The organism is Siphonobacter sp., from assembly GCF_048595215.1.
Lineage (GTDB): Bacteria > Bacteroidota > Bacteroidia > Cytophagales > Spirosomataceae > Siphonobacter.
This window is the reverse complement of record NZ_JBMDWJ010000197.1, coordinates 58,893-75,888: the sequence shown is the minus strand read 5'-3', so window position 1 is coordinate 75,888 and position 16,996 is coordinate 58,893. Positions and strand designations below refer to the sequence as shown.

11 protein-coding genes are annotated in these 16,996 nt (G+C 50.7%); 1 reads left to right on the top strand and 10 read right to left on the bottom strand.

Annotation, left to right across the window (positions count from 1 at the left end; all coding sequences use genetic code 11):
- The 4 genes from ACOJTG_RS12220 to ACOJTG_RS12205 all read right to left on the bottom strand — a co-directional run.
- A partial coding sequence (locus ACOJTG_RS12220) for a hypothetical protein (RefSeq protein WP_420154065.1) occupies nt 1-823 on the bottom strand: 823 nt, incomplete at its 3' end.
- 109 nt (nt 824-932) lie between these two features.
- Nucleotides 933-1,595, bottom strand: coding sequence for an HAD family hydrolase (locus ACOJTG_RS12215; RefSeq protein ID WP_420154064.1), 663 nt, complete (start codon nt 1,593-1,595; stop codon nt 933-935).
- A gap of 98 nt (nt 1,596-1,693) precedes the next feature.
- Nucleotides 1,694-2,602, bottom strand: a complete 909-nt coding sequence (locus tag ACOJTG_RS12210) for a glycerophosphodiester phosphodiesterase family protein (RefSeq protein WP_420154063.1) — start codon at nt 2,600-2,602, stop codon at nt 1,694-1,696.
- A 65-nt stretch (nt 2,603-2,667) separates the two neighbouring features.
- Nucleotides 2,668-5,868 (bottom strand): TonB-dependent receptor, encoded by a 3,201-nt coding sequence (locus ACOJTG_RS12205; RefSeq protein ID WP_420154062.1) that lies wholly within the window; start codon nt 5,866-5,868, stop codon nt 2,668-2,670.
- A gap of 154 nt (nt 5,869-6,022) precedes the next feature.
- Between ACOJTG_RS12205 and ACOJTG_RS12200 the strand changes: the two genes are divergently transcribed.
- Nucleotides 6,023-6,814, top strand: a complete 792-nt coding sequence (locus ACOJTG_RS12200; protein ID WP_420154061.1) for a polysaccharide deacetylase family protein — start codon at nt 6,023-6,025, stop codon at nt 6,812-6,814.
- Nucleotides 6,815-7,067: 253 nt separating this feature from the next.
- Here the strand turns inward: ACOJTG_RS12200 and ACOJTG_RS12195 are convergent, their stop codons facing one another.
- From ACOJTG_RS12195 to ACOJTG_RS12170, 6 genes are all read right to left on the bottom strand, one after another.
- Nucleotides 7,068-8,183 carry an acyltransferase family protein gene (locus ACOJTG_RS12195; protein WP_420154060.1) on the bottom strand — a complete coding sequence of 372 codons (1,116 nt, stop codon included), beginning with the start codon at nt 8,181-8,183 and terminating at the stop codon, nt 7,068-7,070.
- A 48-nt stretch (nt 8,184-8,231) separates the two neighbouring features.
- Nucleotides 8,232-9,488 carry a hypothetical protein gene (locus tag ACOJTG_RS12190; RefSeq protein ID WP_420154059.1) on the bottom strand — a complete coding sequence of 419 codons (1,257 nt, stop codon included), beginning with the start codon at nt 9,486-9,488 and terminating at the stop codon, nt 8,232-8,234.
- Nucleotides 9,485-10,756: a hypothetical protein gene (locus tag ACOJTG_RS12185; protein ID WP_420154058.1), complete on the bottom strand. Its 1,272-nt coding sequence runs from the start codon at nt 10,754-10,756 to the stop codon at nt 9,485-9,487. Before ACOJTG_RS12185 ends, ACOJTG_RS12190 begins: the two co-directional genes overlap by 4 nt.
- Nucleotides 10,757-11,117: 361 nt before the next feature.
- Nucleotides 11,118-12,428 carry an efflux transporter outer membrane subunit gene (locus ACOJTG_RS12180; RefSeq protein WP_420154057.1) on the bottom strand — a complete coding sequence of 437 codons (1,311 nt, stop codon included), beginning with the start codon at nt 12,426-12,428 and terminating at the stop codon, nt 11,118-11,120.
- Nucleotides 12,429-12,537: 109 nt separating this feature from the next.
- Nucleotides 12,538-13,602 carry an efflux RND transporter periplasmic adaptor subunit gene (locus tag ACOJTG_RS12175; protein ID WP_420154056.1) on the bottom strand — a complete coding sequence of 355 codons (1,065 nt, stop codon included), beginning with the start codon at nt 13,600-13,602 and terminating at the stop codon, nt 12,538-12,540.
- 132 nt (nt 13,603-13,734) lie between these two features.
- Entirely contained in the window at nt 13,735-16,944 is a 3,210-nt protein-coding gene (locus tag ACOJTG_RS12170) for an efflux RND transporter permease subunit (protein ID WP_420154055.1), read from the bottom strand.
- Between the last annotated feature and the right edge of the window lie 52 nt (nt 16,945-16,996).

The following is a 16,996-nucleotide window of genomic DNA, read 5'->3' as shown; positions in this document are numbered from 1 at the left end:
CGAAATCGGAAACGGATCGGCCGGAATCGTAATCACTCACGGGGATCAACGTTAATTTTTCCAGCGTTTGCCCGTTGAATTTCATCAGTACGCCATCCCAACGGCCATCTTTCACCACCAGCCAGAGGGTACGAGCATCATCTTCAAACACGCCAAACAAGGAATTTCTGATGCCTTTCCGCGTGTAGAGAAACTGCGACAAATCGTACTCGGCCACTGGCTGGGATAGATTCGTATGGCTGTAAATCTGTAATTGCTGATTATCGGATTTCAGGGAAAAATTTTGAGTAAAAAGCCGTTCAGTCGTTTCTTCCACCAGGCGGCCTTTCTGCTGCTTTACATCCCAGATTACTAAACCTTTGGTCGTTTGAAACCAGTGTTCCTGAGCGGTAGCTTTTACTACTTCGTTGAAACGAAACTTTACGTCAGCGGGGAAATTGCCTTCTTTGACCCAGTTTCCTCCGGTGTACCGATGTACGCCATACCCCAGCGTACCGTCTTGAGCAACGACCCATACATTTCCTTCATCATCGGAGAACAACACCTCCAGCGGCGGACTAGCGGGTTGGGGAAAACGGCGAAGGGCATACGTCACTGAGTCGGAAAGCATCAACGCATACGGACTGATGATCAGGGCTCTGGTCCCGGTTAACGACAGTGTATCTATTTCCTTAAGGGCAATCGGTTTAATCGCCAGCGTACGGGCTTTAGGTCCATTCAACTTCGTCGGGCTGGGCGGATAATCCGTCGGTTCAAAGAGGGAGAGATCGCAACTGGTCAATAGCCCGAGCAATAGCAGGGCCCATAGAGAAGAAAGTTTCATAGCGAGTAGATGGAATCTGGGCAAAGGTACGCGGACTTTGCTTTCACCCAATAACAAAAGGACGAGTGGCTATCCTCGTCCTTTCTGAAAATGAACGCTTAGTACGTTCCTATTCCGTTACAATCGCCCGGATTTTTTCGGCGTTCAGCTCCGAAAAATGGTTGATTATCTGATTCGCTTCGCTCAAATCCTGCAGGGCGGTATGCTCGCTGTTGTAGCCAATGCAGTAAATCCCTGCCGCCCGAGCCGCTTTCACGCCGTTGTTCGAGTCTTCGATGATGATACACTCCGATTTGGGAGCTTTAGATAAAGAAGCCGCGTGCTCAAAAATCGCCGGATCGGGTTTTGATCGAACGAAATCTTCGCCACTCACTTTGTCGGAAAAGTACGGGTCCAGTCCAAAGCGTTTGAATACGCGAGCAATCGTTACCTTGGCCGCCGAGGAAGCGAGAATAAGCTGAAATCCGTGTTCGTGCAGGTCTTCAATCAGCGTGCGTACGCCGTCGAGCAAATCCAGATCTTCTTTTTCATCAAACGCATCGTTGAAAATAGCCCGCTTCCGCAGCACGAACGATTCGATATCTTCCCCCAGATTATAGGCTTCATTGAGTTTCTGGTAGACGTTGCGGGTAGAAAGACCCGTGAAGGTGGCGTATTCTTCGTCGGTAATGTGCAGGCCTAATTCGTCAAAATGCTTGAAAAAAGCGTAACGGTGAACGGGTTCGGTGTCAACAATCACCCCGTCCATATCAAAAATAACGGTTCGTATCATGGAAAACTTGGTCTCACTGAAAAGACAAAGGTACGGAAAAGGCCGGGTTTTGTTAGGAAAGTATCCATTCCAGACGGTTTATAAAGCGAGACCGTTCCTTACTTAAAAAACGCATTCTTATCACTCTTCTTCGGAAGCATCGGCTGTATCCCCTGATTCGCCTGAATGGGCAAATCGGTTTCGATCAAGTCGGCTCCTGCTTTTAGAATCGTCTGATACACGTCTGTTTTCCCAGCTTTGTATTCTTTGTCGTATACCGGACCAGCGGCAACCATCGCCATCACCCCGCGTTGATGTAACTCTTCAATCAGAGCCGGGTGTTCGGGTTTGGTCTGGGAACCGATGTACGCCATGACCTGCTTCCAGGGAATACCCGCGGCTTCGTATTCGTGCAGGGCCTTTTCCGTGTGAACAAAGGCTTCGAAGAGAATATCCGGGTTTCGCTGGTGGTAGTACTGGGCATCCTGGGCCGTATGAACCGTCACCATAACAAAGGCCTCGGCTTTGTGTTTACGAATGATTTCCAACGTTTTATCAAAAGGAACATCTTTGTAATCAAGAATTAGTACGGTTTTACCGCGGGCCCATTCAATGGCGTCCTCCAACGTAGGAATTCGAAAATTCGTCAGCTTGCCTTCCGAATCTTTCAAGCGGAATTGCTGCACTTCCTGCCAGGTATAATCCCGGAGTTTACCCGTTCCGTTGCTGGTACGATTCAGCGTAGCATCGTGCAGGAGTACGATTACACTGTCTTTCGTCAGTCGTGGATCAATCTCGAAGGTAGCGTAGGTGTGTTCGAGCGTAGGTTCAAACGTTTCCAAGCAGTTTTCCGGAAAACTGGGCCGAGCTCCCCCCCGGTGGGCACTCAGAAAAGGCCGGTGTTGGGGCGTATACTTCCAGAATTCCTGAGCTTTGGCTACGCTTGGAATAGCAAGTTTGTGCAATTTTTTCTGAGCGAAACCCGTAACACACAGGCCCACTAGTACGAGGCTAAGCAGCTGTTTCATCGAATAAAAAGGCAAATCCGCCCGTACTCGAAAGCACGGGCGGAAGTTCATATGTGATTATGTAGTTACTGAAACGAATACCGCAAGCCAAGCTGAATCCGCCAGGGCGTACCCCCAATCGGACGCGTACCCAGGTTCTGCACGGCGTAGCCATACTGACGGTTCGACTGATCGAAGGCGTTAATATTCAGCAAGTTCGTATTACCGCGATTGTAATTCCGGCCCCATTCCCGATTGAGTACGTTCATGAAGTTAAAGACATCCGCCGAAAACTCCAGCTTCTGACCTTCGGTGAGTTTAAAGGCTTTGTTCAAGCGTAAATCCACGGTCGTAGCAAAGGGGTTAATTCCGCCGTTTCGCTCAGCTACTTTACCCAAACTGGATTTGATGTAATTCTTCACACTTTGGTCTACCGAGGGGTTGTTGAGCAGATCGCTCATTCCCTGGCGAACATTTTCCGGCGTTGTCGGATTATTCGGATCGAACACATAAGCCAGATCATTCGTCAGTACAAAATCGCCGTTCAGACTCGTACCGCCGCCTACCAGGAAGTTATAACGGGTACCGCCCACGCCAATTACCGTAGCCCCGAGTTGGAATCCTTTCCAGGAAGGCGTTGCTCCGTTTACTACGATCTTGTTCCGGAAATGTGTATCGGCGTAGCCATAACTCAGGCTCCGTGGATCGTCTTTGACGGGCAAGAACGTCGAGGTATTCGCCACGCAGCAGCTGTAGGACGAGTTATCTTTCGTGGAATTGAGCGTATAACTCATGTTCACGTAACCGTCTTTTCCCAGTTTGATACCCGCGTCAGCCACCAGCGTAAACTGATCGGAGATACCCGTCGAGATCAATTCCAGTACCCGCCCGACTTCGGTCGTTTTTCGGGAATTCTGCCAGTCCGTGATTCCCTTGGCCGTAATGGTTTCGGCGGGAACGAACACGCCCCGATTGTCTTCATTGGCAATTCTGAATTCCGGGTTATCCTTCAGGTTACGATCCACGTACACGTAGTTATGAATCGTTTTTGCCCAGATGGCGTTGAGTCCAACCCGAATGCGTTCGCCGATAAAGTGATTGAAGTTCACATTGCCCTTGAACGTCGTCGGTACCTGGAAGCTTGGGTTAACGGCGTTGATGGTTGACACGTACTTTCCACCCGCCGGAATGCCCGGCACGGTCGAAACATCCTGACGGTACTTACTAAATTCCGGTACGGGTACCTGATCGCCCGTCACGTCTACAGAACCGACCATCAGTCCACTGTTCTGAATGTTGTTCACCTGAGCGTAGTAGTGCGGCTGAGCGGAGAATAACCCGCCTCCGATTTTCAGGACATTCTGACGCTTACCCCCAATATCCCAAGTAGCCTGAAAACGGGGTTGAATGTTATTCCAGTCCTCGGGTTTCACGTCCGTGCGGATCCCCAGTGTGCGTTTCACGGTTTCGTTAAGTTGTCCACCCGTCAGAAACGCCGTTGCATCGTAGCGTACGCCCAGAGCCAGGTTCAGGTCCGGATGCGGGTAGAAATCGGCCTGCCCGAAGACGGAAATATCCAGCACACTCTGATTCACGATGGGTTGTCCCTGCAAAGGCACTTCCCGGGCGTAGCGATACGGCCGCAGAGCTTCCAGATCATCGATGCTGTTGAAGAAGAATCGACCATTTTGTTCACTCGACAGATACGTTTCCATGGTGGTAATCATGTTGTCCGTACCAAAGGTGAAGTTGAACTTGTCCGTATTCCAGTAGGCCGTATTGCTCAGGTGTACCTGGTGCATCCGGTTAAATTCGGGGGAATACCGTTGTCCACCGAACTGTACCGTTTTCGTCTGCGTAGCGTTGGGATTGGTTTCCGTAGGGAAAGGCGAGGTAACGTTGACAATCGCCCGGGGAATGTTCTGAAATGGCAGATAAGGCTGCGGCGTAACGGGTTTGTAGGAATACAGGTACTGCACCTTGAATTCGTTGGTCAGCGTGGGTTTCAGCGTGGAACGCAACGCCGCCATGGCCGTTACCGATACGTCTTTCAGGTTCGCGTAAGATTCCAGCAAGTTGATGTTCGAGTTATCACCATCGTTCAGCGGAGCTACGTAGTGGGTCATGTTGCCGCGTAGCGTCAGTTTGTGCTTGGTATTGAGCTGCCAGTCGAGGCGTGCAAAAGCGGTATTGGCCGTTGATTTCTTAGGAAACTGGCCAAATTGCTGCCCCGTAACGCCGTACTTTTCCTGAGCTACCTTCACCAGTCGTTCCAGATTGGTTTTCGTGATGCCGTACCGCAGTTCATCCGCGGACGAATTGATGTCGGCAATGATGAGCGGCTCGCTGGCATCCTGACGGTCATAGGCTACGAAAAAGTGAAGTTTATCCTTAATGATAGGTCCACCCAAGCTGAAACCTGACTGGAAGTTAGTGAAGTTCTGCTTGCGTTCAGCTCCCTGAATGGTGTACTGACTCGACAAGGTGTTGTTACGGAAGTACAGGAAAGCCGAACCTTCCAGTTTGTTCGTTCCGTTTTTGGTGACAGCACTCACGGCCCCGCCCGACTGACGGCCCTGTGTAACGTCGTAATCGTTGGTGATGACTTTATACTCGCGAATGGCTTCCAACGAAATGGCGTAGGGGCCAGCGGAAACCTGCCCATTGGTCCAGCTATTGCGGGCATTCATCCCGTCGATGGTCACGTTAGTACCCGTCGAACGCTGGCCGCCGAAGCTAAAGTTGTCGCCGCCCTGCAGGGGAGACAGGTTGTTGAGTCGGGTAAAACTCCGGCCTTCGTTGGGTAAGTTTTTGATCTGAGCCGCCGTAATCGACGTAGCGGCTCCCGCCTGCCGTACTTCCTTGGTGTAGCCGCGTTCGGAAACCACGATTTCTTTCAATTCTGTATTAGACGATTGCAGACTGACGTTTACGTTCAGGTTATCGCCATAATTGAGTGAGTACCCCGTTTCTTTTACCGTTTGTAAGCCAATGAAGGTTACCGTGACGGTATAGGGCTTACCCAGCGGCAACTGCCGAAGGGCGTACTCCCCTTTCGCATTGGTCAGCGTACCCGTGGTAAAACCAGTTGCCTCGTTTCGAACGGTTACGGCGGCCCCGGGCAGGGCCTCGCCTTTTTCATCTTTCACAACGCCGGAAATGGATGCGTCGGTCGCTTGAGCAGCCAGATGGAAATGAATACTAGTGCCGAGAAAGAAAAGTAAGCACAAAAAGCGTCCGGTCCAGCCTTGGCGAGGCTGGTGTTTTTTCAACCAGAGTAAAGTCATAGTGAGCGTAACAGATTGATTGGTTCGTATAGGCCGGGCAAATGTATAGAGGGGTAAACCGGATCAAGATGTTGCTTTTGCGATGTTTATATAATCTTTACATGAGCCGGGTTTTCCCGCAAAATCCTTAACATTTGCCTAACTAATGCTTCACATGGGCCGCTGGACTTTCATTGTTCTACTTCTTTTTATACTAACCGGCTGTCATTCTACCCCCCAGCACCCGGAGCGGGCGGGGATTGCCCTTTCCTTCGACGATCGCTTTTTCAGCGACTGGATGGCCTTACGCCCCTTACTGAATCGCTACCAGGCTAAGGTGACGTTCTACGTAAATTGTCCGGATTCGCTGACGAATGAAGAAGTGAACATTCTGAAGAAGCTTCAGCAGGATGGGCACGAAATTGGCTTTCACGGTACCATTCACGGCATCTCCACGGAAATGATACAGAATCTGGGGGTAGAAGGTTATCTGGATACGGAAATTCGGCCCGGACTTTCGTACCTGCAACAAGCGGGCTTCCACCCTACTTCGTACGCTCATCCCGGCGGCAATCATAATGCCCGCGTCGATTCAGTATTGGAGGCTTCCGGTTTTCGGATCCTGCGGGACGTGGCACTGGCGGAACGCTCCTATAAAGCATTCCGACTCTATCATATTTCACCCCAATGGCTACCTCAGATCTACTACAATTTTGAACAGCAACGCAGCGTGGATGCCCTGCTGTTCGATACCAGTGCAAATTTGAGTGTAGCGGAACTTCGGGCCATCCTGGTTCGGGCCAAGACGCGGGGAAAAGCTGTATTGCTCTTTGGCCATCAACCCTTTTTTTCAGCCCCCAAGCCTGAGCAGTACGGCTTTGACGTGCAAGTACTCCGACAACTGCTGCAAACGGCTGATTCCCTGAACCTAAAATTTTATCGTATGTCGGACTTACCAACGCTTTAGTAATGTGAGGCTGTTTCAGCGTTCACAAGAGCTGCTATTCTGCTTCTGAAGAGCAGCGTTATTACGTTTACTGAGGAATTGGTTGTATACAGTACGCAATATGCTATACGATCCAAGTAGTAGAACCCTTGGCACTGAAAGAATAATGGTCTGACTATAAGGGCTACGCAGGTGATAAGATGGATTGCTTACTTAGGAAACGGAGCTTTCCTACGAACGCCTCGGCTGTATTCTGGCACTATAGAATAAGCCCCTAACGTCCGTATCGCTTGTCTTTGAAAACCAGTAACGGTTTTTCCAGATACTCGTATGAGAGGTAAGAAACCAGAATGGACAAGCCGAATACAGCAGGGTACAAAATCAGGTTGTAGGCCATAGTGGATAAACCCGGAGCATACGTATTGAGGACATTAATCAGGAATACCGAAATGGCAACGTGATAGAGATACAGCCCGTAAGAGATCTTGCCGATGTAGCTGACGATCGGGTTTTCCAGTGAAATAATACTGTTGGGATTCGTCGCCACATTCAGTACGAAAAAGCAGAAAAAGAAGGCATATACTTCCATGAAAGCCGGGATGTGTACACCCGACAAAAAGCAGATCAGGAAGAGTACGTATACCGTAATCTGTACATTCTTCCGGTAGAGAACGGACAGAAATCGCGTCCGGTTGGTATACACCAGATAAGCTCCACCCCCACCCAGGGCCATGATGAGTAAGCGAAACTGGCCAATGAACGTCAGTACGGAATCTTTCTTCTGGGCTTCGGTTCCATCCAGCAGATATACCCCTAGGGCGAGTAATCCAACCGTCGCCAGCATGAAGATAGTTACAATCAAAAAGGTCCGCTTGGGGTATTTGATAATCCAGGGCCAGAGGTAATAAAACTGCTCTTCCACCCCAATGGACCAGGCCTGAGCCGCCCAGTAGGGAATGTGATACAGAACAAACGCATAGTTGGGCAGTACCAGAGCCAGCAGGGTGATTCGTTCCGCAACGTGCTGGGAAGCGACTTCGTTGGCTCCGGGAAAATACATCAAGGGGACATGCGGAAAGATAAACAGGGCCAGTCCGACGATCAGAAAGTAAATGGGCCAGATCCGGAATACGCGTCGCAGATAAAACTTGGGAGCAGAAATGTCGCCAAAATTGCCTTTTTCCTGCAACAGCAGATACGTGATGAGGAAACCACTGAGTACGAAAAAGAGACCCACACCCAAACGCCCCGCGTGTTTGACGACCGTCAGATGATATATATTGGGCAGGTCAAACACTTCTTTCGCCTGTTCGAGGTGATGGATCAATACGGACACCGCCGCAATACATCGTACGCCGTTCAGATTGGGGAAATTACGTTTCAGACTCATGCCAACAACTAAAGAAAGGTCTCGCTTATAGGGAATGTATGGGAGGTACTATTGAGCGGTGCTGTACTTTTTTTTTTCGGAGCGAGGAAAAGCTACGTTAATGAAATAGCCCGTTAATACCACAACGCCCACCTGAATCACGTAATCAATCGTACGGGCCTGAAGGCTGAAAATATCGGCAGGGGTAGCGTAATTGGGCATGCCCATTCGCCACCAATACGAAGGATGGATCACCGACAATACGTTAAAGACGAACAGGAGAATGACCTGTCGAAGGTTAGTCCAGTCCATCACTTCAAACACCAGCGGTAATAAAAACAGGAACAGATAATTGCTGTACGCACTTTGCTGGGCAATCATCATCAGACCGTACATGGCGACCCAGAGGTGGGCCAGCATCACATTGATGGGCTGATTCCGCATCCGCCAGGCCGTCAGACAACCCACGCTAATGGTGGCTACCAGTCCGAGCCAGTTCCAGACTTTGGCCCCGGTACCAATCGAATCGAACGTCCAGGGATTGATGACCGAAAGCAAGTTGGGAGCCCGTAATACATTCGCTTCGTCGAGCGGCTGCAAAAACTCCAACTTCACCAGATGATACAAAATGGCTACCGACAGGGCTCCAATTAGTGAGATCGGAATCAGAAAACGGATTTTTTCTTTTTCAATGAGAAAGAGTGGGAATAGAGCCAGTCCAAAAATAGCTTTGGTCGTCAGTACGCCCAGAGCCATGACCAGACTATACCCGATTACACCCCAGCGTTTGCGAACCAGGAAGGCCAGTACAACAAACAGCCACATCCAGATGTCTTCCTGGGCTCCGACCACGCACAGAACAAGTGAGCCAGGCAGTAACAGGTACAATAGGGCCTTGAAGAGTAAATCTTCCTTACTGTAGCGGTCTTTATAAAAGAGATAAGTCAGTACCAAAGCAACCCCGTCCATCAGAGCCATGGTCAGAACAATCATCCGGGGATTGTACCAGATTTTCAGCCAGATACCCAGGAAATAGGCGTACAAAGGGGAATACGGTGACCAAAAATCGCGGTACACCATCTGGCCCATAGAGGCTTTGCTCCCTTCGTCCCAGAAGCCGTTCACATCGGAAGTAGGCTCTTGATTAGCCCATAGGTAGATCACCAGAAAGGGAAACACCCGCAGCAGGAGCCAGCTCACGCCGAGTACACCCGCGACAGGTTTCGTTTTCAGACCCGCCGTAATCGGAGATCTGAAGTATAGTACAATACCCACCAGCAGAATACAGCCCAGGCTAATAATCAGTTTGGCCAAAACAACACTCATGCCAGCGTCAAATGTTTAGGAGTAACAATCTTAGTGGCAGTTCGGGAAACCAGCCAGAAAAAACAGGCTACGTTGAGTACCTGTAGCAACCAGTCGAACAGATATACGGGATTGGTCAGCATACCAAACCGGGTGTAGTCCGGTTGTTCAATATATACGTTCACAAAGGGCTGTACGACGGTGAGCCAGCTCAGTACTAACAAGATTGTTAGGTGTTTGTTATTCCGCAGGTCAACAATATCGAAAACGACGGCCAGCAAATACGCAATCAGGTACGCTCCGGGAGCACTCGCCTGGAAGATCATCATACACGCAAATGTGGCGATAAATAAGGCGGGCAGGGTGTGCGTCAGCGGATTAACGCGACCCCGGTACGCCAGGTACGAAACCAGCAGCATGGTGGTGATCAGTCCCAGCCAGTTAACCAGAGTAGAGTTGCTGGTATCGATATGCACAAAAAGCTCGATGATCGGCCGGGTAATGGAAAATAGGTTCGGCGTCATCAATTGCTCGGTATGCTGAATGGGCATAAGGAATAAGTCGCCGATTTGCCAGTACAGAAAAGCCAGAGCGGGTAATCCGATGGCGGCCATGACCAGCAGCATTTTGATCGGACGGCGTACGCTAATGAGCAGCGGGGGCAGGAAAAAGACAAACGTCGCTTTGGTGGTCAGCAGGGCAATGGCAAAAATGACGCCCAGTCCTACTTCATAATCCTCCGGATTTTGTTTCACGTGCCGCCACATGAGCAGAGCCAAACCCCAAAACCAGACTTCTTCTTGGCCGTCGATGAGGATATACATAAACGACGCCGGTAACATCCAGTAAATCAGGCTAGCCTGTAAGGCATTCGATTTTTCGGGCTTGTAGGTTCGGTAGGTTCCCCATAAAATAAGCGTTTCCATCAGGACCATCAACAGAACAATGGCTCGGGAATTATGCCAGAGCCACAGCGGTAAACTGATGATGTAGGCAAACAAGGGAGCATGATACGACCAGAAATCCCGATACACGAATCCTCCGGCCTTTGCTCCTTCAGCTTTGTAGAAAAAGAACGGAACGTCTCCACGAGGTACCTCATTGATCACGAGAAAAATCATGACCCAGGGAATCAAACGTAAGATGAGAAAACCCAGACTAAAGGCAAGGGTGTCGTTTTTTTGCTGCCATTGTTGAATGAGGGTTGCTTTCTTTACTGACCAGATGATGCCGGCAGTTAATCCTACGTTCAAAAGCAGCTTAATGTAAAAAACGGTAAGAATTGACATTTATAGGGTTGTTCATTCGGTGGGCTGAAGGTTCAAATCGCGGGATGATACCGTTCTGCTAGTTAAATCCTATAAGAGAAAAAACGGGTTGTTCAGAAACAGATACGTACGTTTTTTCTTCCGACCTGCAAAAGTATTTAATGTAATCGATTCGACCAACGCCTTCGGAAGATTAAGCGTTTCTCTATTGGTAAATACTATCTTTTCTGAAAAATACTTAACCATTTGGAACGTAACGAAAAGGACCGAAGCAAGCTTCGGTCCTTTTCGTTACGTTCTCTCCTACCCTTGGCTAACTCCCAAGACCCGTAGGCTCAATCTCTTTCGTAACCATGTTATTTCAATCCAGGGTCAAGCACTCTTATTGACCACCCAAAGCTTTCCACAAAGCCACGGCGTACACCAGCCGCTGTCCCTGTAACTGAGCCAGTTGACGTTCAGCGTCCAGCGAAGTACGCTGAGCATCGAGTACGTCAAGGTACGTCGTCAGGCCTTTTCCGTACACTTCCCGCACGAGTTGCTCGGTTTTACGAGCCGTTTCAATGACGCTTTGCTGATTACCAATCTGGGTTTCCAGATCGCGGATGTTATCCAAAGCTACTTCGGCTTCGCGTTGAGCCGTCACCACCCGCTGATCTACGGATGTACGGGCGGTTTGTATCTGCTGCTGGGCTAAATTGATGTTTTCCCGGTTTCGCCGACCTTCATAAATCGGAAAACTAGCCGTAGCTCCAACCGTGTAGGTATAGCTGGACGGCAGCACCAGATCGCCAATTTTACCACTGATCAGACCACCCGACCCCCCCAGGCTAACCCGAGGTTTCAGGGCTTTCCTTGCAATATCCGCGTTAATATCTGCCGCCGATACCTGTACATTCGACTGCTGAATGTCGGGACGATTTTGTAGCAAATCCACCGTAATGTTGGCGTACGTTGGCGTTGGGTATGGGGGTAACGTAGCCGGCGGCAGGGTGAAAGTCCCCGCATCCTGACCCGTCAGAATGGCTAGTCCATTGGTTAACTCGTGCCGACTGCGTTGCAGGGCCGTACGCTGGGTTTGCAGGTTACCAATCTCGGTTTCGGCCCGACGGACGTCGATTTCACTGGTCAGGCCAATCCGGAATCGTTCGCGAACCACCGCCAGTACGGAATCCCGGGCTGACAAGGTTCGCTCGAAAACCGTTTGTTCGGCGTCGTTGGAGCGTACCAGAGCATAGAGACGGGCAATTTCGGCAGCTACTGCCAAACGGGCAATCCGAACATCGGCTTCACTCAGTTGCGTCTGCACTTCGGAAAGACGTACGGTTTGCCGGATTCGTCCGAATAAATCCAGTTCAAAACTGGCATCAATGGGAATCTGAAACGTCGTCAGTTGCACCCGTACTGCCCGTACGTTGGTGAACTGAACGGGCCGGTTGGGTGAAAGACTTTGCGTCTGAATACCCGGATTTCCCCGAACTACGGGTCGCAGGTACGACTCAGCCACCCGTACGCGTACGCGGGCCTCCTCGACACGACTCAACGCATTTCGTATATCAGGATTGAAATTAAGTCCGGCTTCGATGAGTTTATCCAGTTCCGGATCGGCAAAAGGTCGACTGGTGGGCGTCTGTGCCGTAACCACACTGGTCACCAGCAAAAGCAACCCACTGATTTTCAATAAACAATTCATACGTTCGGTAAAAACTTTGGGAAGTTGGGGCAGTTTTCCGTTTGCTGTTTTCAGTTTTCAATTGAAAAGCGAGTAGCCCACTGAAAACGGAAAACCGTAAACTAAAAACTTATTTTACGCGTACCATGCCTCCTTCTTTGAGGCCGTCCGATGGATTGGCTACCAGGCGTTCGTTGCCCTGTAGTCCATCCAGTACTTCCAGACTCGTACCAAAATCGCGTCCAATCGTGATGGGCTGAAAATGCACCTGACCGTTGGAGGAAACAATGACTACCCGGGAGCCTTCGGGCGTAACCAGCAGCGTGTTGGCCGGAATCCGTACGGGAGGATTGATTGCCCGAACATCCAGCGTTACCTGACCGTACAAACCAGCGACTAATTCACCGGAGCGATTGGGAATGGCTACTTCCGTCAGCAACGTACGCGAGGCCGACCGAAGCGTACCCGAAGTACGCACCACTTTACCCGTAAAGCTTTTACCCAGTTCCGGCACCTTCACCGTAGCGGGCAGTCCGATTTTTACGAGTTGGTAATAGGTCTGAGGTACGTCGATGTACACCCGCAGGGTATCCAGTTGAGATACTGTAAACAGGGGAATATTGCCCGTATTGATCAACGCTCCTACATCCGCATTCCGGGCCGTTATAATCCCATTGAAAGGAGCCCGTACCTGTTGCAGGCTCTTCAGGGCTTCGAGCCGCCGCAATGCCGCCCGGCCTACTTCGTAGCCTGCCTGACGTGTATCTACATCCTGTTGCGAAACGGCTCCGGGAAGCGTTACGCTTTTCACGCGATCCAGATTTACTTGAGCCAGTTTCATATCCGCCTGAGCTTTCAGAATGTCCTGATCCAATTCAGGGGCTTCAATCGTGGCCAGCAAACTACCCCGATTTACTTTCGTTCCAATATCCACCAGACGTTGCCGTAAAAAGCCTTGCGTACGGGCGTACACCTGGGTTTCGCGGTACGGCATGATCTGTCCAGGCAAGGTCAGGCCCGTGGTATCAGCGGTACGTTTTGCAATGACGACGTTTACCAGCGGCAAGCGATTTTTGGCAGCGTCGCTTTCGGCGTGCAGTTCCTGCTGATTTCTGATTCGGGGTAATACGCCTACGAAGAAGAATAAAGCCAATAATCCCACCGGAATCAGCCATATCCAGAGATTTCTCTTCATGATCTATATACTAGTTTTCTGTTTACAGTTTTCTGTTTTCAATGGGTAGATTTCATGATTTACCGTTTCTGTTTAAAAAATTTGCTGCTCTCGCAGGTAACAGAGAACGGTAAACTGAAAACTGCCCACTCATCAAACTTCCATCTCAGCCAGTTCCTTTTCTTCGGCCATTTCGGCTTCGGTACGGTTTTTCGCCAGATAGCTAAAGACGACGGGTACGAAAAGCAGCGTCGTAAAGGTGGCCAGTAACAACCCGCCAATCACGGCCCGTCCCAGGGGAGCGTTCTGCTCACCACCCTCGCCTAGCCCTAAAGACATCGGCAACATCCCGATAATCATCGCCAGAGCTGTCATCAAAATCGGACGTAAACGGGTACGTCCCGCCTCCAGAGCTGATTCGTACGGACTCATGTGCAGATCAAACACCTGCTCCTGAGCGAAGCTTACCAACAGAATGGAGTTGGCCGTAGCTACCCCCACACTCATGATCGCCCCCATCAGCGAAGGAATACTGAAGGTGGTCTGGCTCAAAAACAGCAGCCATACAACCCCGCACATCGCTCCGGGAAGGGCCGTAATAATGATGAACGGGTACAAAAAGGACTGAAAGTTGACGACCATCAGCATGTACACCAGAATGGCCGCGAACAACAAACCAATACCCAACCGCGTAAAGGCTGAATTCATACTTTCCACCTGACCGCGTACTTCAATTTTATTTCCCGGCTTGAGTTGTTGCTGGTATTCCTTGACGATCTCGGAAAGTTTTCCGGAAACACTTCCCAGATCCGTCCGTTCCACCGAGGCGTACACATCGAACATGGGTTGCGTATTCATCCGATTCACTACCATCGGCGTTACGCGACGTTCGACCTTGGCAACGTTGGCCAGGGATTGGGGCGTTAGTTCGCCGGTTTGCGTCACCAAAGGCGTTTGCAGGAGTTTATCCAGCGTATTGAGTTTGTACGGCGGCGTCTGTACGGCTACCAAATACGGGAAGCCCGTAACCGGATCTGGCCAGAAGTTCGGGTTTACCTGCGTGGTACCACTCATGGAAATCATCATGTTGTTGGCCACTTTGGTTTCGTTCAGCCCCAGCTGATTCGCCCGCTCGCGGTCAATATTCACGAATAATTCAGGAGCGTTCATGACCTGATGCAGGTGTACATCGACCGTACCGGGTATCTGAGCTACTTTACTGCGGATTTCCTGAGCAATGCGTAAGTTATTTTTCCGGTCGAAACCCGTCACCTGAATGTCAATGGGTGCGGTCAGACCGAAGTTCAGAATCTGCGTTACGATATCGGCTGGCTGGAAGAAGAAGGTCACCTGCGGCAGAGCTTCGGCCAGCTTGGCCCGAATTTCCCGCATGTATTCTTCCGTCGGACGACTTTTCTCTTTTTTAAGAGCCACCAGCAACTCCGCATCGGCGGAACCCAGCGACGAGTTATCCTGGAATACGAAGTTGTACCCTTCGCTCGTCAGACCGATGTTGGCAATAACCGTTTCGATTTCATTGGCCGGAATGATCTGCCGGATCACTGCCTCGGCCTGACCCGCCGTACGCTCCGTAGCTTCCAGTCGGGAACCCGCCGGGGCTCGCATGTGCAACCTGAACTGGCCGGCATCTACGCTGGGAAAAAAGTCACGACCCACGAAAGGAACCATCACCGCCGTAACCATCACAACGACCAGGAATACCCCCAGTACCGTTTTTCGGTGGCCTAGATTCCATTGCAGTACCCGCAGATAGCGTGCTTGAAAACGGTCGAAGCCCCGGTTAAAGCTTTGGTAAATACGGGCAAAAGGATTAGGTTTTTTAGCCTGACCGTTCAAATGTCCCTCCGGGTGATGTGGCTCGGATTTGAGCAACAAGTCGGCCAACGTGGGCACCAGGGTACGTGAAAGGATATACGAAGCAATCATGGCGAATACCACCGATAAAGCCAGCGGACCGAACAGGAAGCGGGCCGGACCTTCCAAAAAGAGTACCGACACGAACACGATACAGATCGTCAGCGTGGCGACCAGCGTCGGCGTGGCAATCTGGTGTGCCCCCACCATAATGGCCCTTCGCAGGGGCAGGCCTAACTCTTCGTTTCGGTGAATATTCTCAATCGTTACTGTCGCGTCATCCACCAGAATACCAATGGCCAGAGCCAAACCGCCCAGGGTATTGATATTCAGCGTTTCGCCCATCAGATACAGAACGGCGAGCGAACTCAGAATCGAGAGCGGAATGGAAATAGCAACAATCAGCGTACTCCGCCAGCTACCCAGGAAGAGCAGAATCATGGCGGCCGTCAGCAGGGCCGCAATCAATCCTTCCACGACTACCCCGTGAATCGAGGCTCGTACGAACACGGATTGGTCAAAAAGTTCAGTGATCTTCAGCGACGCCGGAGCAGCTCCGCGAACCGCCGGAAGTACTTCATTGCGGATTTTGTCGACGACTTCGGTCGTTGAGGCATTCCCGGTTTTTACGATATTGAGCAACACCCCCCGTCGGCCGTCCTGTTTGACTACGTTGGTTTGTACAATCGAACCATCGTGGACGTTAGCGACATCGCGTAAGTGCAGGACCACACCACCGGGTAGCGTTTTCACCGGAATATCGTTCAACGCAATGATGGCGTCGGGCTTGGTGTTCAGGCGTACGTTGTATTCCCTTTCCTCCAGCCGAAGCTGACCACTCGGCAGAGTCAGGTTTTGAGCAGATACGGCATTGACTACATCTTCGGGGGATACGCCGCGAGCCGTAAGCAATTCAGGATCAAGGTCCACCATCACCTGACGAGCTTTTCCTCCGAACGGCTGCGACAGACGGCTCCCCTGTACGGTCGAAATCATGGGCCGTATCCGGGTCGTAATGTAGTCGGTGATTTGGGATTCCGTCAGACTGTCCGAGGATATACTCAACTGCAGAATGGGAACGTCCGTAGCGTTGTACCGCACAATAATCGGCGGTTGCGTTCCGGGCGGCATCCGTACCCGAATCGTCTGCGAAATGGCCGTAATGGAAGCCAGGGCCTCCTCAATTTTCACCGTGGGCTGAAAGAAAATTTTCAGTACGGCCACCCCATTGTAGGTCTGGGATTCCACCCGCTGGATGTCGGAGGCGTTATTGATGACCGACGTTTCGGAAAAGTTGGTAATCATCTTTTCCATTTCGTCCGTCGAAAGTCCCCGGTACGACCAGATTACGGAAATAACCGGAATGTTGATACGGGGAAAAATGTCGGTGGGCATCTGACGAATGGATACCACACCCATAATCAGGATCAGCAGAGCCAGCACCGCAATGGTATACTTCCGCTGTAAAGCTAATCGAACAATCCACATAACAAGAGGGGGTAGTGTCTAACACTCAATCAATTAAAGCTCTTTGTAAGTG